The organism is Allocoleopsis franciscana PCC 7113, from assembly GCF_000317515.1.
Taxonomy (GTDB): domain Bacteria; phylum Cyanobacteriota; class Cyanobacteriia; order Cyanobacteriales; family Coleofasciculaceae; genus Allocoleopsis; species Allocoleopsis franciscana.
In genome coordinates, this window is sequence record NC_019738.1 from 650,385 (window position 1) to 673,706 (window position 23,322).

The window sequence follows — 23,322 nt, forward strand, 5'->3', positions numbered from 1 at the left end:
CACAGCCAACTGTACCCCTAAAAAGCTTTAAATCTCTCGATCCTGACCGTATTTCTCCCGAATATGCGTATTAAAGTACTGTCCGACAGACGGTGCAATCTTCATTTCGTGGTACACACTTTTAGGTACATCTCGATATTGGTAGACGCTGCCATGGTTGAATTCAACTCGCAAGATTTGAGCCGCTTCGTCATAGTCAAAGGAGCGAATCACATGGCTAGACGTTTTGAGCAGGGGAAATGCAATCACATCCCGAATACTGGCACTATCGGTTAATAGCATCACTAAACGGTCAATTCCTATCCCTAGGCCGCCCGTGGGAGCCATCCCATATTCCAAGGCAGTGATAAAGTCTTCATCCACTCCCGGCGCTTCTAAATCACCTGCGGCTTTCCGCGCCGCCTGGGCTTCTAGACGTTCGCGTTGGTCGATGGGGTCAGTTAACTCTGAAAAGCTATTCGCCGTCTCCCGTCCCACGATGAATAGCTCAAAGCGCTCGACTAAATCAGGCTTATCTCGATGTGGTTTAGCAAGAGGAGAAATTTCCACGGGATAATCCAGCACAAACGTGGGTTGAATCAAAGTTTCTTCAACTTTCTGCTCGAAACATTCGTTAAGCAGTTTCCCCATGGATGAACAGGCATCCACACCTGTAATTCCCGCTTGACGCGCTGCCGTTTTGGCCTCTTCCAGGGTCTGAAATTGAGTAAAATCTAAACCGGTCTTTTCCTGCACCAACTGATGCATGGTGATTCTACGCCAAGGCGGTGTCAGGTCAATTTCTTGACCTTGGTAGGAAATTTTCAGTGTGCCTAAGACCTCTTGTGCAGCGGTGGTAATCAAATTTTCCGTCAACTGCATCATGTCATTGTAATCCGCGTAGGCTTGGTAAACCTCAACGGTGGTAAATTCAGGGTTATGGCGGGTGGAGATGCCTTCATTGCGGAAGATCCGCCCCAGTTCAAACACTTTCTCAAACCCCCCCACCACCAGTCGCTTCAGAGGCAACTCGGTGGCGATTCGTAGGTACAGATCCATCTCCAGGGTATTGTGATAAGTGATGAAGGGACGCGCTTCTGCCCCCCCAGCTTCCGATTGAAGCACTGGCGTCTCAATTTCTAGAAAGTCTTGTTCTTCCAGATAGCGGCGAATGGCGGCAGTGATTTTGGCACGACGACGGAAAGTTTCCCGCACAGTGGGGTTGACAATCAGGTCAACATAGCGTTGGCGGTAGCGCTTTTCGGTATCCGTTAGACCATGCCATTTATCGGGTAGGGGCAAAAGGGACTTGGTCAGCATGGTGTAGCGGCTAACATAAACCGAGAGTTCGCCCTTTTCGGTGCGCTTAATCGTTCCTTTGACGCCGATAATATCTCCAATGTCGGTGAGTTGCTTCAAGTGGTTGAAGGCATTGGGCACATCTGCCATCCCGCTGGTGATTTTCTGCTTATCGAGGTATAGCTGAATTGTGCCGGTTTCGTCCTGAAGATTGAAGAACGCCAGTTTTCCGAAGACTCGACGTGCTAAGATTCGACCTGCGATCGCCACTTCAAGATCAACTTCTTCGCCATCGGGTAAATGGGCAAATTTTTCCTGGAGTTCGGCGGCGTGGTGAGTCGAGGCCCATTGGTAGGCATAGGGATTCATCCCGATCGCTTTGAGCTCGTGGACTTTCTCCAAGCGTGCTGCACGGATTGCTTCTAAGTTTGAGTGATCTTGTGGTTCTTGTGGGGACTGCTCGGAGGGCATAGTACTGAATAACTAAAGGCTTGTGTTGTGTGACAAAAAGCGCATCCTTGCTGAACGTTGAAGAGCGCCAGGGCTTGGGTCAATTATAGGGAATGAGCGGGACGGGTTTGAGCGATCGCCCTCTGGAACGGTGCCATCAAGGGCAATCGCGCTGTTCTCATACCCCAAGGGCTGTACGCGCACCAGCAAAGCCGAGCGCTTCCCCAAAACATGCTTCTATTTGTGATGATGTTTAACCAAATCTTTCAGGTAAGTGTGTGCTTGTTCCGGTGTGAGGAGAAAAATCTGACCATTGCATAGAATTTCATACTTTCCCCCGTGATAACCATGCCCAGAAATTAGACCTTTTTTGACGGCCTGATTACCAAGCTTAGTTAATTCGTTCGTCAAAGCAGATTCCTTGGCGGCTGTTTTTCGATCCAGCATCTGCTCTTCGTTGTTCTCATCCATCTTTTCAGGCTCCTTCCTATTCCTCATCTGTGTCTCTCCTCTATCGATGTGGCGTGTAATTCTTGACCAGAATCCTCGCCCAAAGTGCAATCGCCGTTGCCACTCTACCCTTCGGGAACCCCTGAAGAGGACGCTAGTGCATCCTCTTGAGTTTCCCTAAGCGACAGCTGACTCAGCTAGCGCTCTCCTCAAGAAGGCGGCGGCTTTGGGAAACGGGAACACTTGCTCCTAATTTCCCTCAAGCTCGCTTTACTTGAGCCATGCTCGGTAAACCTTAACCTCAGTCCTAGAAACGCTCAACAAATCGGACGTTGGTTGGGTTTCACGGCATGAATATACTCACTGCCCGATAAGGGCCATCCTCGCTTGTAAGATGCTTCCTCAGGCTGCCCCCAGCCTAGCTGCAAGATAATCTCCAAAAACGTTGAATTACCGTGTACAGAGAGACTTGCCCATTCTGTTCCTTTGGTGATTGCTCCAACCTCATCCAGCCTAATCTGTCGATAGTCTTTGCCTGAGTTAATGCTTAAGTACAAATCCATGCCCTGTGTCACACTGTACCAAAACGTCAGGATTGAGACCTTAGCCGCCTTGAGGATTTCCAAATCACTAGAGAGCGCCGCAAGTTGATCATCGACGGCAGGGTAACGTAAAGTTTTTCCCTTCATTGTTAACTGCCGCCAAACAATGCCTGAAACTTGATGTTGCCGCTGATAGCGATGAACAGCCGCCTTGAAGTCTCTATAAGCACTGAACTTTTGAATGCCATCCGGTTTTAGAAATTGATCGAGCAACGGACTGCCAGACGCCGAAGCGGCAAGATTGAGACGCTGTCCATTAATACAGGCGCGACGCTCATCCGCCAAAATTTTGATTAACTCTTCGGTGCTGTAGACCTCTGACATCAGCACAGCCAATAACATTGCACTAAAAGACAGATTAGCGTGTGAGCCTGACCCACTATATTTTAGATTTTAGATTTTAGATTTTGGCTTTTGGATGATTTTTCCAAATCATTGTCTTGATTTCCTGAATGGAGCGAGGGAACTTTATCCATCACTCCTGCAAAATCTAAAATCATGGGGAAAAGCCTTGCTTTAACGTTCACCTTCCACTAGCTCAGTATTGAATTCGTTGAAGGCTCGTCGCTTCAACTCCACTGATTCTGAACGAGGCAGCAAATCAAACACTTTCCGGAAAGCATCGTCTACCTGCTCGTAGGGCACTTGTCCCGTCACATTGAGAACCACCTTGCCCTTCTGATCAAGGAGTACCGTCTGGGGCACTAAGCCTTGGTAATAGTAGCCCGGTTCTGTTGGTTTGTACTTAGACTTCAGGGGTATACTATCGATGCTAATCGGAAGAAAATTGGCGGCTCGTCCATAAGGAGCCTGGAGCTGCGAGATAACGGCGGCATATTGCTTGCAATCGCGGCTGTCATCTAAGTAGAACACCAGCAGTGATGGTCTTTCGCGGCTCAAAGACTCTGTCAACGTCACGCGTGGCGGGACTAGAGAGCCATTTCCAGCATAGAGGGCGAAGATGTTGCCGTCAAACTTGTCATCATTTAACCCTGCTAGAGCCGATGGTGTCCCGATGAGCCACAAGCAACTTAAAAAAGCAACTAAGCTCAACAAGACGCAAGCGACTCGATGCCTCCCTCCTGGCTGATGAGCTATGAGAATTGGGGCTGGAAACCGTCTAAAGTTAAAAATCATACTCCAGTGAATGTGAAACCCTAATTTTCTCTGATTAGGCTTTAAATGGACAGGTTTTACCGATTTTTTGTGTATAACCAAATTACCTATAGCTTTATCGATAACCTCCCTACTCTCTATATAGAATTATCTCTGTTTGCAGTTCGTTTGGTTGTCGCGGCCTAATCCTAATTCAAGAGAGTAGTGTTCTTCTGGTTCAATTGGGATGCTTGGTACTGGAACTACCGTCAGTCGCTGGCAAAATTTTAATCAAGACAGAGTATAGGCTGTAGCCTTCTGATTCCAAGGTCGTTTGTTGGGAAGCCTTACCCCAAAGGCGCTGAAACTCAGGTGAAACGGTAACTCGACGATGTGCAATATCCTGTCTAGTTCATTAAGCGGTTCAGGCTTGAAATCACTGATTCGGATTCGCTGCCAAAACTTAGGTATAGCGTTTCTCTATTGGGTGAGGTACAACGTAGTTGGCTTTAAGGCAGAAGGCAGAGGGCAAAGGGCAGAAGTTGAGTGTAATCCACTTATTTGAGAACCGCTATATATGGATTTGGAGTTTTACTCATGCCCAGTTGAGATGTATAACAGCTTAGCCATCATCACATCTTGTTTGTAGTAAGGGCTAAAGTACCTTTGACAGGAGGAGTAAAGTCCTCGCTACAAACTCTACACATATTAAGGTTCTGTTGCCGGACATCAAGTCTCGGTTGTGCAAATAACTGATATATTTGTTCAGCGACGGGTGGGGAGAGCAGTAGATGGGGAGAAGAAAAGACTGCACCCGTCCTATTTGCTGCGATCGACTATTAAGTCTTAGCAGAGATTCAACGATTGGGTTTCTTGGGGAGCAAACTCAGACTCAATAGGTCTGACTGACAACAATCCAATGCTTAGATGATACCAGGTTTCAGCATCAACAATTCCGTTTACGGTCAAAGCATTCATTTGTTGGAAGTTTTTGACAGCTATCTGTGTGGGCAGATCAAATTGCCCATTGACCTCCAACTTGAAGCCCTTAAAATTGAGTAACTGCTGTAAAACTCTGACAGCACTACCAGAACTCCCTTGACGCACAACAGGCAGTTTTAGTGCTGCTTTTCTAGTAGAGACTTGCGAGAGATTAAAAATCTGCATGTTTAATACTTGAGACGTGAGGGTTTCTATCTAAGGCTAAAGAAAATTGCAACTCTTTTGCCTCCCTCCTCTAGGAGAATTTAGCCGCAATCAGAATTATGAAATTTCCAATAATGTAAAGTAATTTACATTATTGGGATGCACTTTATGAGATAGCTCACACGAGTTTCAACCCCAATAATCAGCATTCATGTCAGTGGGCAAGATGAACACTCTCCTTTAACGGCTGCTCTAAGTCGAAATGCTTGACAATTTGCTGGGGATTGCCAATCACCACAACACCAGGAGGCACAGACTTGCGGACAACGCATCCCAAACCCACGGCACTATCGGCTCCAATGGTTACCCCTTTCATCACTGTCGCTCTGGCTCCAATCCACACATTGCGCTCAATCACAATCGGGGCTGAAACTTTGGGTCCTGGAGGACAGTGGCGTAGGTGGGGTTCCAAGTTGTGATAATCGCTATCGGCAATGGCGCAGTCAGAAATGAGGCATTCATCCCCAATCGTAATCGAGCGCTCACAGCCGATCCAAGGGCCATTCAGTGATACGTTACTGCCAATGGTAACTGTGCCCGAACCATAGAACAGGACACGTTTACCCAACCGACTTCCCGGTCCGATGGTCACCTTAACGGTACCATTAACCACCAACGAACCTTTAATTTTCACCCCCGGAGCCATTGATACATTGGGGTATCGCCACTGATGGAATAGTCGCTTGGCTTCAAAATAGAGGTTGGCTAAATCCTTCACAACTGGATGATTAATCTGCGGCATAGCACGAATTTCAACTTTTCTGGGGTTGATTAACACAACTGCCATTGGCAGCAAAACGCAGCAAAATCAGGGAGTAGGGATTCAACGTCAGCGGTTGTTGCTCCCACGTTGCTGTAGTCAGGGAGGTCGTTTTTACGCCAGTGGCATCCAGGGACAACATCAGCAAGCTGTCTGGTTTTGCCTCTTTCTGGGTTGCTTGAACGTCGAGTATGGCGAGACCCGCTGATTTATTAATCAGCAATAGCGATCGCGTCCCATCTGACTGAAACACTGGCATAGCTTCCACAAAGGGATGATTGCTATCGGCGTGCATCACTGTGCCCGTTAGGTATTGGATGCCCCAGGCAAACACAGTGGCAGCAGGCCGCAAATTGTTTTTCGGGTCAATTAAACCGTAAACTCCATCCTTAAGATGCCACGAAGTTGCCATATCAATCCCGGCATCCGCCAAGTTTTTCAGTACCGAGGCAAACCAGACGGCTCCGACGTGGGTATGTTGGCGATTTTCACCCGATCGCCAATGGTAGTTAATGTTATATTCTCCCAGCAGCAGGGGCACGTTGCGATCGGGGATGTACTGGTTCGCTAATTTCCGAAATTCCTGCACCTGAGTTTTATACTTCGGTGTGTAGGACATCAGAGTGTCGGTCGATTCGCTGGCATTGCCACTGCCGTAACGATGCCAGGAGATGAAGTCTACATTCGGTTCGCACGCCTTGAGAAAGGAAACGAGTCGTCTGGATTCGTCCCAAGTCAGTACAGGCCCCCCCACCTTAATTTGGGGGTCTTGACGCTTCATCGCTATTGCCGCCTTGTTGTAAATTGTCCACAGCTCATCGAGTTTACCCGCTTTTTGGTAACGAACATCTTGTTCATTCAATGGCTCCCAGTAAACGACTTTCCGCTGTTGGCGTTGGTTGAGAATCTCCACCAATTGAGCACAAAATGCAGCATAGTTGTCATATTCAGAGGGGTCAAGTAAACCGTCTTGGCTCTCAACCATCCATTTAGGCCAGCCGGGAATGTTTTGGATGATGCTCGGTTGTTGGGGATAGGAAGCATCATAACCCGCTTTAATCTTGGCCTCATCCCAGGTTTGGGTAGTAGGGTTAGTCCAGCGATCGCTTAATTCCGCATGGTGAATCCGAATTAAACCAATACCCAGGTCAGCCAAAAGATTCTGGTACACTGGGTCAGCCGCCCTTTCTGGCCTAGTGATTTCGTAGTCATTAGAGCCAAAAGTAAATGGAGTGGTTCGAGCCACGACATGACCCCAATTTACCGTGACTATGGCGGTAATGGAATGGGTAGAAGACCGCTTTGGAGTGGATGAACCTCGATTCTCTCCCATCAGATGATTAAAGATTTGCCGTTGGCAACTTGTACCTAACACCTGAGTTAGCGCACTGCCAGATACGGCTAACTTGAACATGTCTCGACGCCGCATAGCTCAGGATTTGACCAAAGAATCGTTCGAGCGATAGGCATAAGGCTTGGAGTTGGCTTCCACACCATTAATCACTAAACCCAAAACTTGAGCCTGATGCTGAGCCAGTTGATCCAAACTTTCATTTACCGAGTTACTGTAACTTGTACCGGGTCGGACGACAAACAAAACGTTAGGGACAACATTAGCCATCAGGGCCGTTTCACTCGTCAGACTGACGGGTGCGCTGTCAATTAAGACGTAATCATACTTATTGGCTGACTCGGCAACCGCCAGACTCTGCTCGAATCGCCCCCGCCGCACCAGCTCCACAATCTTCCCCTTTTTGGGCGAGGTGGGTAGTAAATCTAAACCCCCTTCTAGGGATACGGGCTGTTGAACCTCGTTGGCAAAGCGGGGTGCATCAGCTAATTCCACCTCTCGACCATAACCCAATCGTCGGCTCAGTTCGGCTTTACGGAAATCCCCATCCACTAGCAGTACACGGAAGCCTAAATCCGCCAAGGCTCTTGCCAAACCTAGGGTAACGGTCGTCTTCCCTTCCCCCATAATCGCACTGGTGATCAACAAGCGGTGGTCTTTCAGGGGTTGTAAACTAATCGCTGATGCTAGCCGCTGAAACTCAACCTCGGTTTCCGTACCCACTTGCCAGCTTAGATTAGAATGCCTGAGTCGGGGAATGCGTACTACAATCGGGAATTTGGTTGCTTGGAGGTCTTTGGGACTCAACAAAGGATTACGACTCTCTAGGAGTAGCACCAGGGCAATACTGCCAATAATCGATGCCATCAGGCCGCTGAGTACGATGATAGACCGCTTAGGACCGGAAGGCTTAGAGTCAACTTTTGCAGGGTCAAGTACCTGTACGTTGGGATAAGTATCAAAGGCATCAATATTGTTCTGCTGGACTTGGGCGACTAGCCCTTTATATATTCCCTCTGCGACATCAACCTGTCGTTGAAGCTCCAACAGCCGAGACTGATTGGCAGGAAAAGTTCTTAGAGTGGTACTCAATTTTTGAATCTCATTCTGGAGTTGCTCCGCCTGTCGCCGTTGACCACTCGCTTCACTCTCTGCCAGAACGAGTTGCTGGATTAAAGTCGCACGTCCATCACTATTAGTTGACACTGTGGTGTCTACTTGTGTGCCTGCTGCGGCTTGCGCGACGTAACCCTGAAGTTGACGCTGCAATTCATCGCGCTCGGAGATCAGTTTTCGCACGGCGGGATGGTTATCCGTGAACGTCGCTCTGAGTTTCACCAAATTGGCGTCCACTTCTGCCAGTTTGTTGCGAACGAACTGGTAGTTCTGGTTTTCTCCCAATCCTAGGGAGCGGATGGCTTGGTTCGGAGTCAGACTTAACCGACTGGATAGAACTTGGATACGATTTTCACTGGCTTGAGCTTGAGCTAGGGCTTGCGCCTGTACCGACGTCAGATTATTGATCGTCGTTACAATTCCCTGGGTTTGTGCTTCACTGTTGACCAAGCCGGTGGACTGCTTCCACTGTGCTACAGCTCTTTGCGCCTGATCCAATCGTGCCTTAGCTTGATTGAGTTCCTTCTGACTGAACTGCTTGCGAGACGCGCTATCGGCTTGACGTAATTGATTCAGGCGCTGTTGATAAACTTGGAGTAAATTGTTGGCTCGCCCTTTTGCCAATTCAGGTGTCGAACCACTTACGGCTAGGGAAATGATGGTGGATTGTTCCTGAGGCTTGACTTGGAACAATCGCTTGTACTTAGCGAGTCTGGAAAACTTAGTTTTCTGTGGGTCAGAGACTAACACCTGTTCCAGTAAAGCATCGCTGGTGAGGATAGATGCCTGTACCTTCAAAGGATTGACCTCACTAGAAAAACCAGGATCGCCATTTCTGAGAGAACCCAGCGTTCCTAAATTGGCATCTAGATTGCCGCTTTTCTGCGGCAAAATAAGCTGTGCAGTAGCCGTCCAAACTTTGGGAGAAGTTGCCAACTTACCAGCCGTGGCTGCAATCACGAGCAAATTTAATATGAATAAAGATTTCCAGTGTCTAGTGGCAATTGCCGCAACTTTACCCATAAATCTAGTTACCCAAAGATGCTTCTAAAGGCTAAAAATATTAACGACCTTTATTTGGTGATTCTAGGAAAATGACACCTGATTTTCATCTACAATTTGATAGAAGTTTTTCTGGGCTTCCCGATCGCCTGACAACTGCTCCCAGCTTGTGATAGAGGCTTCAGTGGGCTGAGTTTCTGCCAGAATGGCACCTAACCAGATAAAAAAGAACCAAAAATACACGGTCATCCAGGTTAAAGGTGTAGCTTGGCACAGCACATATAAGGCTACCAAGCTAGCAAATGCCTGTTTGCTGGATGGGTTGCCTCGAACGGCTGAACCCCAGAAATTCCAGAGCGTTAAGGCTAGAGCCACGACAAAAACAATAAAACCCACGATTCCGTGCAAGTAAAGCACGGAGGCATAGGTAGAAAAAGAACCCAGGGCAATTTCGTAGGTATACCATTTCACTGAACCCCGAATAATACCCCATCCCACCCAGGGTGATTCTTGCCAAGCCTCTAGGGTTTTGCGAACGACGAGTTCCCGATCTTTCGATGACTCAGCGCGAGCGCCATTGAAAATTTCCCAGGGTTTATTAATTAATTGGCTTAAAGTCAGCCCCAAAAGAGCGCAGAGTAATGAGGTGAAAGAGGCTCCCCAAAGAGAACCCTGACGCGCCCACCGACTGCTGAAACAGGCCAGAATCAATAGAGCCAAGGGGAAGCAGACCCAAGCCAGACGGCTCTGACTAATGAGCAGAGCGCTTAAGGAACCTGCCAACGCGAATTTTCGCAGGCGTCGGTCTGTTTCACCCAGGCAGATAAAGAAACAGAGCAGGGCACAAACCCCTAGAATCGGTGGGTCTGGCGTGTACAATTCTGTCCTGGGTAAAGGAATACCAAAGAAAGGTTGAAATACGGCAAACTTAATCAACAGACTGAGTTTATCACCGGGTATGAGGCGTGCCAGAGGAGGAACCAGAGATGTCTTACCCAATCCGAGGAAAAGGATGATGAGTTGAATAACAATGGCGGCTAAGTAACCCGTTGCCATCCAAGCAACGGCACGCGTCACCACGCGCACCCTAATTTGATTCCAAAACGGTAGTGTTAAGCACAGAAAAATAAGGCAGTAGCTTTTCAAAAAGGTGACAGCAAAAGCTGCCGTTTTCTGGAATCCAAATCCAACGCTACCCAGACCGATGATAGCTGTCCAAACCATGACTATCGCCATTGCCAGCCACGCCCAAGCACAGGCTGGGAGAGAAGTTTTAATCAGCTTGTTGAAGTCAAAGGTAACGACGAATAAGCCGACAATCATCACTGGATAAAGCAACGTCTGTATACCGGACAACCACCAGAGCGGTGTGAGAACAATCGTCCAATAAATCACTCGTTCGGGAAAGGGCAGGGTACCCAGCGGGAAATCTTTCTGCGTGGAACTTTCGGTACTAGGGGTGATGTTCAACATTGGCTTTCCACACTATGCGCTGCTGCTACTCTGAGTTTTTTTGCCAAACAAAGCTCGTAAAGAGCGTCGGGCTTCTTGGGGGATTAGCCACATGCCACAGTACAAGAGAAAATCAATCGGCTTGGGTTCGCCCAGACGCATAGCTTCCCACAGCAGAGGCAAAAATGCGCTCCACTCGCCCTGTTGGGATGCTCGTGGACCGACCTCCACCATAATAAAGGCTGAATAAGCTCGTGGTGTTACCAGATTCCGGTTTTCTCGAATCCAAGTCAGCGAGTTTTGCCAATTACTAGTACTACTGACACTACTACGCTTTTCCTCGATGTACCAGATAGCCAAAGGCTCAGGTACAAACTCAATCCCTACACCTTCTACAGAACTGACTCGCAACAGCCAGTCCCAATCTTGATGTCTCCGCAAATCTCGAAAAGGAACCTTTTGCAGTAAATCTTTTTTAGTAAAAATTACAGAAGTTTGGATTAATCCTTCTCCTGGAAATAGGCTATTTCGGACTAAGAGATATTCGCTTAGGGGTTCTGATGGTTGTAGAAATCTTTTAGGACGAATAAAATCACCTTTTGGTGTGCGGGCAATCAGACAACTGCCAATAATGGGAAAAGCGTATTGGGAACGATGAGCGGTTTCAAGTTGCCGCTCTAGCTTTTCAGGAAACCATTCGTCATCATCATCTAAAAAAGCAATCCATTCTCCCTTAGCTTCGGTAACTCCAGTATTACGAGCCTCAGAAGCCCCCCCACTCACGGGAAGTTCTATCACCCTCAATCGCGAATCATCTATTAGTGAAAGCTCCTTCACAGTTGCCTCATCTGGCCCATCAATGATCACAATCACTTCAATTTCTTTCAGGGTTTGGATCAGGGCGCTTTGAACCGCTCGTTTAGCGAGTGTTGACCGATTTCGTGTTGGTATAACTACACTGACAAGAGTTTCCAATTGAATTACCTCCTCATGATTTACCGATTAACTGCAATCGCTTTGTAAGCATCAATTGTCTGCCGTGCTAATTCCTTCCAGTCCAGAGTTTCCAGGGAAGGCTGTTTAGGGCGCGGTGTGTTTAAAGTCCACTTTAAGGCTTCTTCAATCTGGGTGGGTGTAATCTCGCCTTCGTAAGTACTTACCCACTGATCACCCACTTGGTTTTGCAGTTCGCTCAACGCCCCTCGCAAAGGTACTAAAACCGGACAATCAAAAGAAAGCGCTAATAAAGCACTACCAGAGTTCAAAATTTCTCGGTAGGGCAAAATCACGAGATCGGCAGCTCTAAAATATAATTGCGCTTTGTCATCGGGAATAAATTCCAAGTGCATTCGTATCCGAGAATCTGAGGCGGCTTCCCTTTCCAGTTCTTGTATTAATGTCGCAGGTTCGGGGCGACCGGCAATATATAAAATAACCTCTTGTTGGGGGAACTTGCGGAATGCTTGGATCAGCGCAGGGACGTTTTTGTAAGGTCTAATTCTCCCAAAGAACAGCAACATTTTAGCCTCCGGAGGAATTCCTAATGAAGTGCGGGCTTCCTGATGACTTACATAATCGGGATATTCGCCTCGATAATGGCTATGAGGAATGACAAAACCAGGAAGATGGCTTAACTTCGGAAAGCGTTCTTGGGCCGCTTTAATTCCCGCGTGACTGAGACTAATATAACCATCCAAACGGTGGGTGAAGGCTTTCCAAAACCAAGCTTCTAGTTCCGGATAACGTTTCTCATGATTCGCTAGATTATGTACTGTCCACACAATTTTAGCGCCCTGCGATCGCGCCCAATCCATTTGGAGTAACAAGGCTTGTATTTTCAGGAAAGCTTTCACCGGGTTTCGATGATTTAGAGGTACGTCTGGCCAGTGCAGATGCCAGATGGCATATCGATTACGCAATAAGGAAATACTAGAGAACTCATCTACTTTTACTCCCAAGTCTTTCATTGAGGCGTAAAGGAGCCAATTATAAGGATTTTTATCGCGATTTTTAAAGGCTGGCATCGCTATAATGTTCATTTCTTTTATCTAGCTCTTATTCTTCATTTCCGATGTGATGAAATTTCTGGTCCCGGTTTTGGGGCAATCTCTTTCATTCTTGACTGTCCTTAAGCAATTGAACTTCTTGCTGATAAAGGAAGGCTACTATTCCCCAAAGAGCGATCAGGAGCAGTCCATCAGAAGCTATACTCGATAATGCTGCGCCTTTCCAGGAATACAAAGGAATGAGCCAAAGGTTGATCAAAACATTGAACACGGCGATTATTATTTGTACTCCACTCCGTACCCCCTGAAATCCAGCTCCTGTTAAAGTATCAGCCGCAAAATAGTGCAAGGCTTTGAGAAAAATTAAAGGTGATAGCCAACGCAAAGCGTCTACTGCCGTCGCGTATTCATCCCCTAAAACGTAGGGAACAAGGGGAGCAAGTAGATACAAACCAACTCCAGCGGTTAAACCATAAATACCTGATATTGGCGTTAGGCGTTTGGCGAGATTTAGGCTACCACTGATACCCGATTCTCCCTGCTGAAAAAACTTGGCGTAAGCCGCTGACAAAATTGAACGGACAGGTACAAATGCCACATCAATTAAACGGTAAGCGGCGGCATAAATACCTGTTGCTTCTAAGGTAGATAGACGTGCTAGCATCGTCTTATCTAAGTCGTTATATACGGTTTGAGCAGAAAGACTCACAGAAAAGTAAAATCCTTCAGTCATTTCTGGCTTGATTCGCCATAATGCCAGTTGGGGATATCCTAAATTCCTATGAACCAGTAGAACGGCGATGAGTGCCGCAACTACTGTGCTGGCGATACTAAAAATAGCCCAATCCAGAGCAGTTGGATTAGGTAAAAAACTTACCATCGCGATTGCTGCGCCTGTTCTGGTTATATAAGGTAATAGGTTTAACTGAGCTGTTCTACTCAGCCAATGAATAGCTTGAAAAGATTGACCCGCTAAATCTAAAATCCTGAGGAAAATCAAGTCTGTTACAGCAACAAGTAACAGCAGGGATATTGAGATTTTGCTCGGTAAAAATATGGGTTTAATGAAGAGTAATAAAGGAATCAATATCAACCCAGAAACAAGAACCATAAATAGGGCGTTTCCCCAATAATCATTAAACAAGTCTCGGTTTCTGGATACGTTTTTAACGATCAGATTTCCGGCTCCCAGACTGGCGAAAGGAGAGACAATAGCAACTAGTGCCGTAGCACCAATGAAAGCTCCATATTGTTCAGCTCCAAGGACACGAGCAACAAGCACAAAGTATCCAGCTTGCAAAACCAATCGCAGCCCTTGAGCCAGCATCATCCACAATGTATTGCGAACCAAGGAACTTTGACCTAAGCGACTAATCGAGGATTTTAACTTTTCCAAATTCATCGTTGAAGGTGCAAACTATTAGAATTAACTTTCTCTACGTACATCTCACTTTAGCTGTAAGGCATCCCCAAAAACTGACTCAAGTTAAGTAGAATTTCGATTTGGCAAGTGTATGGAATAAAAAAATCGATAGCTGCACCTTCGTAAAGTAAATATGTATCAGCGATTCTGTACCAAAGTCGAGTATTCCCTAAGAATCAAGTATTCTAATGGAGTCCATAGAGCAATTTCTGGATATAAGCTGCGGCGCATCTAAATTGGATATGAAAATTTTTGAAGGGGGTGTGGGGTGTAGGGTGTGGGGTGTGAAGGTATACAAATTAAATGCGTAACAGCTTACCCTTCTGTGCATCAACGACTCCGAACAATCTACTTGGCTGTGTACTTGACGGAGCCAAGTGATCGCCCAATCACCTGCTTGGAAAGGGGTGCCAGACGCACAGATACCAGGGTGAGCAATGAGCGGGGATCACGATAAAAAATTGAGTGATCGGTAGCCCAAGCGCGATCAATAAAATGACGGGCTTGTTCTGCATCACCCGCTGTCAAAGATAAACGAGCTAAGTACCGATACATATAGGCGTAAGCGGTTGGGAGTAAGGGCGCAACCACCTCGGGAGAGCGTCGGTAGGCAGCCTCAAGCACCTTTTCGTGAGAATGCTGCATTTGTGCCACGTTGAAGGAAAGTCCAGACGGACGAACACGGTAGCCACATAAAATCTGGGGTAGGCGATGGAAGTGCCAGCGTCGCGTTGCTGCAATCCTCAGCCAAAAATCGATATCCTCAGAGCTGCGTAATCCTTCGTCAAATTCACCCACCTGATCGAATAGGGTGCGACGGAATACGGCATTAGAACCGTGCCCAATAAAGTTTTTGCACAGTAAGGCAAAAAGGGGATCAGACATAACTGGCTTCCCACTGAGGGACATTAAGGTTGGGCGTCCGTCCTCACGAATGGCTCGTGAGGCACTATATACAACCCCAACATCGGGAGCGCGATCGAGTACAGCGACATGGGTGGCTAACTTGTCTGGTTCATAAACATCATCGCCATCTAGGAGAGCAATGTAGGGGGAACGGGAATGGCGGATGCCATAGTTGCGAGCTGAGGAGAGACCTCCATTCTGTTTTTGCAGTAAGTGAAAGCGTGAATCGCGATCGCAAAAGCGTTTAACCACCTCCGCCGTATCATCGGTAGAACCGTCATCAACAATAATCGCCTCGAAGTCTGGAAAAGATTGATGTTGTAGAGAGACTAGTGCAGGTTCGATATAAGAGCGTACATTAAAGGCGGGAACAATCACACTAATTTGAGAGACAACAACCATTAGATAAACCCATTCCTACACTACAAAAGTAGTAATTTTTTATGTTATTTGAAAGAAAAATTGGGTGTACTGAAATTTATCCAGCTCCACTCGGAAAAATTAAATATTCGAGGGTGTATAGAACGGGATTAGCAATTGTTAAACCCACCAACTGAATTTTACGAGGAGATAAAAAAAAGACATCCTCCGAAAGGATGAAGATAAATTGTATAGCCAATGACTTTAGCCGTTTACGGATAATTAAGCATTCGCCTTCAACCAAGCACTTCAACCCATGAACTTTTAGCAGAGCTGGAGAATCATACTTTTGGAAGATTTAAGGAATCAAGCTTTTGGGAGACTACATCCGGCTTAAAAACTCTTAACGTCCTATAGAAAGGCATTCTTCATCTGGTTTTATTAGATGACTACAACCACAGTCAGACCCGCTGATTTCTCTGCCGATTTCTCTGAAGTAGAGAGGTTGCCGAACCTGAGCGTTCATCTGCTATCTCGGCGCATTACTTGTATGCCCGTTGCGTCGATCGTCGAAGCAATTAACAGTGCCTGTATTCAGGGAAGGAAGATTACTGTAGCGAATTACAACGTACACAGTTTTAATCTTTCGATGCTACTGCCCTGGTTTTATAACTTCCTACAGAGTGCAGAAATCACTCATTGTGATAGTACCGGCATCTTAAAAGCATTGGAATTCATGGGGCTGAAATTACCCTTAGAGTACCGAGCCTCCTACACGGCTTTGATGCCCGCATTACTGGAGCATTGCAACAAGCAGGGTTTTTCCATTTTTCTGCTAGGGTCTAAGCCTGAGTGTCTAGAAGCAGCGATTGACCAGCTAAAAAGTGAATATCCCAATATTCGTGTAGATGGTCACCACGGCTATTTTGATATTGAAGACCTCGATCAAAATGAGGCTGTTATTCAAAAAATCAACATTGCCAAGCCTAATATTTTGGTTGTAGGCATGGGAATGCCGCGTCAAGAAAATTGGATTCGACTACATCGTAGCCGTCTAAATGTTAATGTCATCATGGCGGGTGGTGCAGTTATCGACCGACTAGCGGGTATCGTTTCAGATTGTCCATCCTTTCTTTCAGAATGGGGTTTAGAGTGGTTCTACCGCTTATGTCGGGAACCCAAACGTCTAGCCGTTCGCTATTTGTTAGGGAATCCAGCTTTCGTTCTTCTGCTCGCTTTGGCTAAGTTTTACGCCTCTCCATTAGAAGTAGAGGACATACCGTTTAATAGTACCTCTACTTTAAAACTGCAAAAATACCGACCCAACTCTTCCTCAACACTTAAGAATCAAAATAGGTTTCTTGCCATTGTCCACCCGGATGATAGGCATCTCGGTCGTTATCTTGTGGAAGCCGGTCTTTTAACTCCACTACAACTTAAAACAGCATTATCTGAACAACAGGTGACTGGACTCCGCTTGAGCGAATTGATAGTGAGGAAGAGATGGCTGAAGCAGCAAACGGTTGAATTTTTAATGGAAAAGTTGCTGCTCCGCGAACACGCTGTCGTCCAAACCGATGATAAGCGTCTGGGTCATTATCTCGTGGAAGCGGGTCTTTTAACTCAGGCACAAGTCGAAACCGCTTTATCTGAGCAAAAGGGCACAGGGCAGCGTTTAGGTGAAGTAATAGTAAGGAAGGGCTGGATTCAAGAACAAACTGTTGAATTCTTGATTAAACAGGTGATTCTCTCAGAAAGAGCTTTGTTTACTAGAGCCTTGGCCTATAAACAAGGCTAAAACTAGAGAGAAATTACAAATCTATTGTTCACAACATTTTCCCAAAATTATATTAGGGAACTTAGAACCCTTCGGAACTTAACAGGGGTAATCTCTATCGACTGATATTGAGTGTCGGACTCCTCACCATCAACCGTCAAAACTTCCTTCTATCCTTAAAAAGAATACCTTGGATATCTGGCAATCTCTAAGTTAGGCTGGGAAAAATCTTGCACCAGTCAACAGAGATTTTTGACCTGAGGACTGCTGCAAGGTATGTCAATCGTTCGGTCAAACCCTATGTCCACCGCTGTTTCCTTCCGACTCATTCTTGGATTCTTACTGCTAAACGTTGTTCAGATCGCTGAATCTACTCCGACAAGGGCACAACCCTTAACGGTGAAAATCTCTAAGGAAGATTCTACTGTCAGTGAACCCACAACCTTTAAATCCACCCTTATAATCGCACAACAGTCTCGCACACGCCGCATTCGGTTTGCACGCGGTGCGAGTTCAGCATTAGTAGAAGATGCTGTCGTGCGAGGGACTAGAGATATCTATCGGCTGGGTGCTAAAGCGGGTCAGAAAATGACGGTGAGTATCACATCGGTGGAAAATAATGCTGTTTTCGATATTATTTCTCCCAAACAAAAGCTGCTCAAGCAAGAGGCGACTAGCTGGACTACTCAATTACCCGCAACAGGTGACTATAGCATCGTCGTTGGTGGAACTCGTGGGAATGCTACGTACAAGCTGCGGGTTGAGATCAAGTAATTAAGTAGAAATATTTTTAACAAACCACAGAGATACAGAGAACTCTGAAGCGGAAAGAAAAGAGAAGAGTTGAGTTTTTCGCTGCCCTGGAAACGCTTTCTTAGGGCAACGGTTTTTGGCATCTTCAGGAGCGAAGAGTGGAGCCAATGCCAACGTATGAATTCAATTTTTTCCCTCATTCATACCTTAGGTAGACGCAAACTCAGTTGCCTATCTGGTTAGATAAAGTTTACCTTAATCCAAGCTTAACCCTATCTTAATTAATTTTTGAATCTTGTTCAGAACTACGTAAAGAGTGGTTTGCAAACAGATTCAAATCAGTTCTTCGGTTGTTTTCATCCTGATTGAGTTATTTAGAAATCGATAAATGCAGAGAAATCATTACACAGATCTTAAACAAGCTAGTCAGGAACAACTGGAAAACTCTGACTCGCTACTCAACTCCGCTGTTTCTTCTCGTCAACTTGAAATCCGTTTATCTCCAAGGAGAACGCTGCGATTTTTGCTGTTTGTGATACTGGGTCTCAACCTCGTCAGTCTAATAGGTCAGTGGACTCAATACTTCCTGCCTGACTATTTTTTGAGGGATCGCTTAGCAGGGATATTTAATGTCGATGCCGAGAAAAACATTCCTGCTTTCTATTCGATGTCTACATTGTTATTTTGTTCAATTCTTCTTGCAACAATTGCTTATGCTAAAAAAATAGCGAGGAACCGCTATGTACCCTATTGGGGCGCGTTATCAATCATCTTTTTATATCTAGCCTGGGACGAAGCTTTCAGCATTCACGAACAAATAATTGAGCCGTTGCGTTCTACGCTTAATACAAATAGCTTCTTTCACTTTGCCTGGGTTATTCCAGGTTCCATATTAGTTCTCCTCTGCTTGTTAGCCTTCTGGGGATTTCTCTGTATTCTTCCGAAAAAGACACGCCGTTTATTCCTTGTTGCTGGAACTATCTATGTTGCCGGTGCTCTTGGTATGGAAATGATCAATGGGTACTATGTAAGTTTATATGGGCAGCAGAACATGGGGTATGCAATACTAACAACTCTGGAAGAGTTCTCTGAGATGGTGGGAATTGCAGTCTTCATCTACGCTCTGTTATCCTACATGGGCTTATCAATGGACTTGGATTTGTCTATCCGCATCCTCAAGGATAGAAAGCAAGGCGAAGAGCCTGGTAGGCTGTCAAATCAGCTTTGACCCGTTGAAAATTGAGAGTGAGAGCGATCGCTAAACCCCAAAATAGACCACACTCCATGTAAGTGCCGTTCGGAACAAACCTTTAAGGCAATCAAGTTGGCGACAGTGCATCATAAAGTCTCTCCCATGCTCCCCTTCTATTTTTTCCCTGCTTTACCCCAAAGCTTAGCCTGTCCGCTCATCAGGCATGGCTAGCTGATTGGCGAGATGTCCGGTACAATGCTGACGAGCAATGCGTAGAACAGTAAATAGCCCTATCGACCCTAAACGTTTAGAGGCTATTTGGCTGATTCAGGAGTGTGGATTTGAGCATATCAGTTGTTGATCGATTACGGCTTGGAGTATCTGTCGGGGTATCAAAAACAGTTACGTCTGTGGTACGTTCCTTACGCTTGGGAGCCGCGAGTGTGTTGCCAGGGGAGGTGGCTCGTCGTCTCCAGCCGAAGGCGCTACCGCTACTGTTTCAACAAGTCAGGCGAGGGGTCATTCTCGTTGTTGGCACTAATGGAAAAACGACGACTTCTCTACTCCTGCGTACCCTTCTTGAGGCTCAGGGTTGGCGAGTCGCGCACAATGCGACAGGTGCGAATTTGATTAATGGCTTGGTGACGACGCTACTGGAAAATACCAATTTACTGGGTCAGCTAGACGCAGACTATGCCATTTTGGAGGTGGATGAGAATATCCTGCCTCTAATACTGCGCGATTGTCAGCCTCAGTTCATTTTGGGCTTAAACTTGTTTCGCGACCAGCTCGATCGCTACGGAGAAGTGGATACAATTAGCCGCCGATGGCAAGAAGCGATCGCACCTTTACCTCCTGACACCAAAGTTATTTTAAACGCTGATGACCCCACGCTCTCCCATCTCGGTCAGCAACTACCCCAAAAAGTTTTATTCTTTGGTCTGAGTGAACCTGACTTGTATCTAGATGAAATTCCCCATGCGGTAGACTCGATTTATTGTCCCAGTTGTGGACATCCCCTAGATTATGAGGGCGTTTACCTGTCCCATTTAGGAGATTATCACTGTCCTAGCTGTGGCTTTAGCAAAAGTCAGCTAGCGGTAAATAGTCAGGAATGGCCCCAAATTCTGATTGGTGTTTATAACAAATACAACACCCTAGCAGCAGGATTAGTGGCGCGGGAGATGGGAATAGATACCGCCGCCATTTATGACACGGTTAAGAACTTCCGTGCTGCCTTTGGACGTGCGGAAGAATTGGATGTGAACGGGAAGCATGTCAGGATTTTGTTATCCAAGAATCCGGTAGGGATGAATGAAACCATCCGTGCCGTGACTGACATCCAAAAAAAAGGTGGCGCATCAACTAAACTATTGGTACTCAATGACCGCACACCGGATGGTACGGATGTGTCCTGGATTTGGGATGTGGATACCGAGAAGCTAGTGGAGTTAGGGGGAACGATTATTGTCAGTGGCGATCGCGTTTATGATATGGCACTACGCCTACGCTATAGCCAAACGGCAGAAGACAATCACTTCCGACTGATTGTTAAAGAAGACTTGCAGGAAGCGATCGCTACAGCCTTGGAACTTACCCCAGTCAATGAAACTCTCCATATTTTACCCACCTACTCCGCCATGCTGGAAGTACGCGGCTTGCTAACGGGTCGGAAAATTCTCTAGCTTTAACCTGCAACTTGCAACGTTCAACCTTCACCTTGCCATGAATCCCGAACAAATGGAATTGACAATTGGTTGGCTTTACCCGACCCTAATGAGTACCTACGGCGATCGCGGGAATGTCATCTGCCTCAAACAACGTGCTCAATGGCGAGGGATTAACGTCCAAGTGATGCCCCTTGACCAACAAACCCCTGCGGAGACGATGCGTCAGGTGGATATCTTCATGGGTGGGGGTGCTCAAGACCGACAGCAGGAAATCGTCATGCGCGATTTGCGGGGGATTAAAGCGGAAACCCTGCGGGAGAAACTAGAAGCCGGCACACCGGGCGTATTTACCTGCGGTGCCCCCCAACTTTTGGGGCATTACTATGAACCTGCTTTAGGGCAACGGATTGAGGGATTGGGTTTGTTAGATTTTGTCAGTAAACATCCAGGCCCTGATGCCCGCCGCTGTATTGGTAATGTGGTATTTGAGTTAACGGCTTCCCCCTTAGCCCAAGAGTTAGAACTGATGTTAGGGACAAAGCCTGTGGTGATTGGCTTTGAAAATCATGGGGGTCGCACCTATCTAGGGAACGTTGAACCCTTGGGTCGCGTCGTGAAAGGGTACGGGAATAATGGGGAAGACGGGATGGAGGGGGCATTCTATCGAAATGCGATCGCAACCTATTCCCACGGCCCCTTATTACCCAAGAATCCCTTTGTTGCCGATTGGCTGATTCAGACGGCACTCCGACAAAAGTATCAAACGCCTGTGTCTTTAAAGCCACTTGATGATACTCTAGCCATGCAGGCACGGGACGCGATGTTTAAACGCCTTGCTCTTACTCACCTAAGTCAAGACACCTTGCAGTTTTCAAGGCAACAACAAAGCGGCTAAACTACGGAAACGGTGGTTGCTGACAAAACGCAGCTTTTGGGTGTCAGCAGCAGGGTCGCCACCTCAAATCTCATGCCTCCACAAATGATCGAGCGCAATCTTTGCCATGATTAAGTATGGTTTGCCATAACGTAAATTCGCAACCAGGGCTATGACCGAAAAAGAAATCGATAGTAGTGCCACTGGCCTTCTTATTCTCATCCTCCCCATTGCATTTTTAATCGTCCTGCTGTTCAAGGCTTGGCCTGTACTGCTGGCACTGTTGCTTCTGAGTCTGACTCTCAGGGTTTGGCAGAAATATCAATGGCAGCAGTGGAGCAATCGGGTTAATCCCTACTTCAATCAGTTAATTAAAGAAAACCAAGGTTGCCTGACCGCACTAGACTTGTCTATAAAGGCTAACCTATCGGGTTCAGCAGCAAGGCTATTTCTGGATAGAAAAGCCGAAGAATTTGGTGCTCAGCGCCGAGAGTATGAAGGTAAGGGTACAGTGTATTACTTCCTTACAGTGAGTTCACTCGGCAGTCTCTTGGAGGAAAGTGAACCCCCGCCTGAGTTAGAAGATGAAGATGAAGATGATATTGCTACTCTAACCCCAGAATTACCAGCCTCAGAACTGATTGAAACGCTGACGCAGAAAGATTCGCACCCTTCTCATTCTCACGGCGAATCTTCTATTCCTGGGCGACAAGAACTTCTTGAACCGCCCATCGCAGAAGAATCTGTCCCATCTATTGAGGTATATTCGACCGATCAGGTTGAACTCAAGGAAGAAGTACCTGTCCCACCTGTTGAAGTATCCACACCTGATCAGGTTGCAATCGAGGAAGAAGAACCCATTTCACCTGTTGAAGTGTCTACGACAGAAGAATCCGTTTCACCTGTTGCACTCACCACGAAAGATCCGGTTGAAGCCCACCTCGAACCCTTGAAACCACCGCAGTCCGAACCGACTGCATTATTCAAGGAAAAAGAGAAATTATCCCAAGATGCACCGCTTCAAAACCAGGAACTTTATAAACCTCTCATCCAAGCCGAACTAGCAAAGCGGCTTGACGTTCATTCCAGTACAGTTGGGAAACGCAAATCGGACGAAGACTTCCCCGAATGGAGCCAAAGTCGAGATCCTGAAGGAGTTGCTTGGGGATACAACCCAGACAGTAAAGAGTTTGTGCCACTGGAGAAAATTCCAGAATTAGAGTGAGCGTTCAGCGAGAACTGGTGCCGTTTGTTTGTGTAAAGCGAAGTTACCCCAAAGGGTGAATCAACAGGAAGCTTTGCCAGTACCGCTTAGGCAATCGTGTTGCTTTCCATCAAAGCTAATAGAACCCTAGTGCAGACTATTCCCAGGGATAGTGAGTAAGGAAGTCTGCCCTAGGGTGTTTTTGCGTGTCTCAATCAAGCAAAGAAATGCTTTATGCGATGTCACCTATCTTAGGATAGAAATACGGTTGTTCCTCGAATCAGGTCTTTGTCTAGTTGGCGTTGCCTTCTTTTTCTTGATTGGCAGGCTCTTCCTTGACGTTCAGAGAAGAGTTTAGTTAAGCTTTTTATAGTGCATCTCAAGTTTGTCACCTA

The 23,322-nt window shown here is 46.5% G+C and carries 19 protein-coding genes; 6 read left to right on the forward strand and 13 right to left on the reverse strand.

Annotated elements, in window-relative coordinates; all coding sequences use genetic code 11:
- Positions 1-27: 27 nt before the first annotated feature.
- The 13 genes from lysS to MIC7113_RS02795 all read right to left on the reverse strand — a co-directional run bounded on the left by lysS (position 28) and on the right by MIC7113_RS02795 (position 15,499).
- Complete coding sequence (gene lysS, locus MIC7113_RS02735) at positions 28-1,749, reverse strand: lysine--tRNA ligase (protein WP_015180646.1); 1,722 nt, start codon at positions 1,747-1,749, stop codon at positions 28-30.
- A 216-nt stretch (positions 1,750-1,965) separates the two neighbouring features.
- The gene (locus MIC7113_RS02740) at positions 1,966-2,226 is read right to left on the reverse strand and encodes a hypothetical protein (protein ID WP_015180647.1); all 261 of its coding nucleotides are present in this window, start codon (positions 2,224-2,226) and stop codon (positions 1,966-1,968) included.
- Between the two features lie 269 nt (positions 2,227-2,495).
- Positions 2,496-3,104: a hypothetical protein gene (locus MIC7113_RS02745; protein WP_041780378.1), complete on the reverse strand. Its 609-nt coding sequence runs from the start codon at positions 3,102-3,104 to the stop codon at positions 2,496-2,498.
- 192 nt (positions 3,105-3,296) lie between these two features.
- Positions 3,297-3,917 carry a thylakoid membrane photosystem I accumulation factor gene (locus MIC7113_RS02750; RefSeq protein ID WP_015180650.1) on the reverse strand — a complete coding sequence of 207 codons (621 nt, stop codon included), beginning with the start codon at positions 3,915-3,917 and terminating at the stop codon, positions 3,297-3,299.
- Positions 3,918-4,721: 804 nt separating this feature from the next.
- On the reverse strand, positions 4,722-5,042 hold the full coding sequence (locus tag MIC7113_RS02755; protein WP_015180652.1) for a peptidoglycan-binding domain-containing protein: 321 nt from the start codon (positions 5,040-5,042) through the stop codon (positions 4,722-4,724).
- 193 nt (positions 5,043-5,235) lie between these two features.
- Positions 5,236-5,823, reverse strand: a complete 588-nt coding sequence (locus tag MIC7113_RS02760) for an acyltransferase (RefSeq protein WP_051055847.1) — start codon at positions 5,821-5,823, stop codon at positions 5,236-5,238.
- A gap of 10 nt (positions 5,824-5,833) precedes the next feature.
- The gene (locus tag MIC7113_RS02765; RefSeq protein WP_015180654.1) at positions 5,834-7,270 is read right to left on the reverse strand and encodes a GH39 family glycosyl hydrolase; all 1,437 of its coding nucleotides are present in this window, start codon (positions 7,268-7,270) and stop codon (positions 5,834-5,836) included.
- A 3-nt stretch (positions 7,271-7,273) separates the two neighbouring features.
- Positions 7,274-9,331: a GumC family protein gene (locus MIC7113_RS02770; protein ID WP_015180655.1), complete on the reverse strand. Its 2,058-nt coding sequence runs from the start codon at positions 9,329-9,331 to the stop codon at positions 7,274-7,276.
- A gap of 63 nt (positions 9,332-9,394) precedes the next feature.
- A complete protein-coding gene (locus MIC7113_RS02775; RefSeq protein ID WP_015180656.1) occupies positions 9,395-10,783 on the reverse strand; it encodes an O-antigen ligase family protein in 1,389 nt (462 codons plus the stop codon).
- A 12-nt stretch (positions 10,784-10,795) separates the two neighbouring features.
- Positions 10,796-11,737, reverse strand: coding sequence for a glycosyltransferase family 2 protein (locus MIC7113_RS02780; RefSeq protein WP_015180657.1), 942 nt, complete (start codon positions 11,735-11,737; stop codon positions 10,796-10,798).
- A gap of 20 nt (positions 11,738-11,757) precedes the next feature.
- Positions 11,758-12,801, reverse strand: a complete 1,044-nt coding sequence (locus tag MIC7113_RS02785) for a glycosyltransferase (RefSeq protein ID WP_015180658.1) — start codon at positions 12,799-12,801, stop codon at positions 11,758-11,760.
- A 73-nt stretch (positions 12,802-12,874) separates the two neighbouring features.
- Complete coding sequence (locus MIC7113_RS02790) at positions 12,875-14,170, reverse strand: oligosaccharide flippase family protein (RefSeq protein ID WP_015180659.1); 1,296 nt, start codon at positions 14,168-14,170, stop codon at positions 12,875-12,877.
- Between the two features lie 369 nt (positions 14,171-14,539).
- Positions 14,540-15,499, reverse strand: a complete 960-nt coding sequence (locus tag MIC7113_RS02795; protein WP_015180660.1) for a glycosyltransferase family 2 protein — start codon at positions 15,497-15,499, stop codon at positions 14,540-14,542.
- A gap of 403 nt (positions 15,500-15,902) precedes the next feature.
- Here MIC7113_RS02795 and MIC7113_RS35280 point away from each other — a divergent pair, with 403 nt between their 5' ends.
- The 6 genes from MIC7113_RS35280 to MIC7113_RS37450 all read left to right on the forward strand — a co-directional run bounded on the left by MIC7113_RS35280 (position 15,903) and on the right by MIC7113_RS37450 (position 22,948).
- Positions 15,903-17,255 carry a WecB/TagA/CpsF family glycosyltransferase gene (locus tag MIC7113_RS35280; RefSeq protein WP_015180661.1) on the forward strand — a complete coding sequence of 451 codons (1,353 nt, stop codon included), beginning with the start codon at positions 15,903-15,905 and terminating at the stop codon, positions 17,253-17,255.
- Between the two features lie 279 nt (positions 17,256-17,534).
- Positions 17,535-18,008, forward strand: coding sequence for a hypothetical protein (locus MIC7113_RS32965; protein ID WP_155897911.1), 474 nt, complete (start codon positions 17,535-17,537; stop codon positions 18,006-18,008).
- 367 nt (positions 18,009-18,375) lie between these two features.
- The gene (locus MIC7113_RS02810; protein ID WP_015180663.1) at positions 18,376-19,215 is read left to right on the forward strand and encodes a hypothetical protein; all 840 of its coding nucleotides are present in this window, start codon (positions 18,376-18,378) and stop codon (positions 19,213-19,215) included.
- A 311-nt stretch (positions 19,216-19,526) separates the two neighbouring features.
- Positions 19,527-20,864, forward strand: a complete 1,338-nt coding sequence (locus tag MIC7113_RS02815) for a Mur ligase family protein (protein ID WP_041780385.1) — start codon at positions 19,527-19,529, stop codon at positions 20,862-20,864.
- Between the two features lie 40 nt (positions 20,865-20,904).
- Positions 20,905-21,744, forward strand: a complete 840-nt coding sequence (locus MIC7113_RS02820) for a type 1 glutamine amidotransferase (RefSeq protein ID WP_015180665.1) — start codon at positions 20,905-20,907, stop codon at positions 21,742-21,744.
- A gap of 151 nt (positions 21,745-21,895) precedes the next feature.
- A complete protein-coding gene (locus MIC7113_RS37450; protein ID WP_015180666.1) occupies positions 21,896-22,948 on the forward strand; it encodes a hypothetical protein in 1,053 nt (350 codons plus the stop codon).
- The last annotated feature ends 374 nt before the right edge of the window (positions 22,949-23,322 follow it).